Raw genomic sequence first — 1,334 nt, 5'->3', positions numbered from 1 at the left:
ACGAGATGACCCGCAGCGCGGCGCCCGCGTCGGCGTCGAGCGCGGCCAGCCGGACGGCGAGGTCCTTCATTCCCCGAGGCTAGACGTCCAGCAGGCGGTGCAGCCAGCGCACTCTCGCCGCGCGGGCCTCCTGGGAGATGCCGGCCTGCGGCACAGACGCGTCGAAGCCGTGGAACGCGCCCGGCCAGACGTGCAGCTCGGCGCGGCCGCCGGCCTGCCAGATGCGGTTGGCGTAGGCCACGTCCTCGTCGCGGAAGGTCTCGGCCGAGCCCACGTCGATGAAGGCCGGCGGCAGGTTCGACAGGTCCGTCTCCCGGGCCGGCGCCGCGTACGGGGACACATCCGGCCCGCCCCGCGCGGCGCCGAGCAGAGCCGTCCAGCCGGTGTCGTTGGCGGTGCTGTCCCAGATGCCGCGGCCGGCCATCTGCCGCGACGAGTACGTGTCGTTGCGGTCGTCCAGCATCGGGTAGATCAGCATCTGGCCGGCCAGCGCCGGTCCGCCCTTGTCCCGGGCCATCAGGGCCAGCGCCGCGGCCAGTCCGCCGCCCGCGCTGCCGCCCGCCACGATCAGCCGGCCGGGCTCGTAGCCCAGCTCGCCGGCGTGCTCGGCGGTCCAGGTCAGCCCGGCGTAGCAGTCGTTGATCGGGCCCGGGTGCGGCGTCTCGGGGGCCAGCCGGTATTCCACCGACACCACGACCAGGCCGAACTCCTCGGCCCAGTCCAGCGCCTCCAGCACACCGGTGCGGTTGTCGCCGATGATCATGCCGCCGCCGTGGGTGAAGTAGACGCAGCCCAGGGTGCCGGTGGCGGCGGTCGGCCGCAGGATGAGCAGCGAGATGTCCGGGTCGCCGTCGAGGCCGGGGACCGTGCGCTCCTCGAGGGTGAATTTGCCGTCGCGGCGCAGGTCGTCGTCGGTCGGGGCGCCCAGGGGGCCGCCGGCCCGCAGGGCGGGGATCAGGTCCGCGGTCAGCGCGGCGGGGATCATCTCGGTGATGGCGGGCAGGGCCGCGCCGAGCTCCGGGTCGAACGGTGGTGGCGTCATCTCCACGGACAGCGTCATGGGCGGGCCTCCTGATTTCGAGGAGATCACAAGCGTGTGATCGCTGTCCTCAGCTTGGGTGGTCGCGACCCTTGGGGACGAGCGCCAACTGGCGGAAAGTCCCCGCCATCCGGCGGGTACGCCGACAGCGAAACCGGCGGCCACGGGCGGGCACCCGGGCCCGGACGGGACCAGAATCGCGCCATGGCCGACTTCGCGCTCCAGGCTCAGCCCACCGACGCCGCCGACTGGCTCGACCTCGCCCGCCGCGCGGAGGCGGCCGGTTTCGACACGC

The 1,334-nt window shown here is 73.9% G+C and carries 1 protein-coding gene; it reads right to left on the bottom strand.

What is annotated here, in order from left to right; all coding sequences use genetic code 11:
* Positions 1-79: 79 nt before the first annotated feature.
* Positions 80-1,060: an alpha/beta hydrolase gene (locus AB0C29_RS48800; RefSeq protein ID WP_360835245.1), complete on the bottom strand. Its 981-nt coding sequence runs from the start codon at positions 1,058-1,060 to the stop codon at positions 80-82.
* Between the last annotated feature and the right edge of the window lie 274 nt (positions 1,061-1,334).

This window comes from Actinoplanes sp. NPDC048791 (genome assembly GCF_040650095.1).
Classification (GTDB): domain Bacteria; phylum Actinomycetota; class Actinomycetes; order Mycobacteriales; family Micromonosporaceae; genus Actinoplanes.
This window is presented reverse-complemented; position numbering and strand designations above follow the sequence as displayed.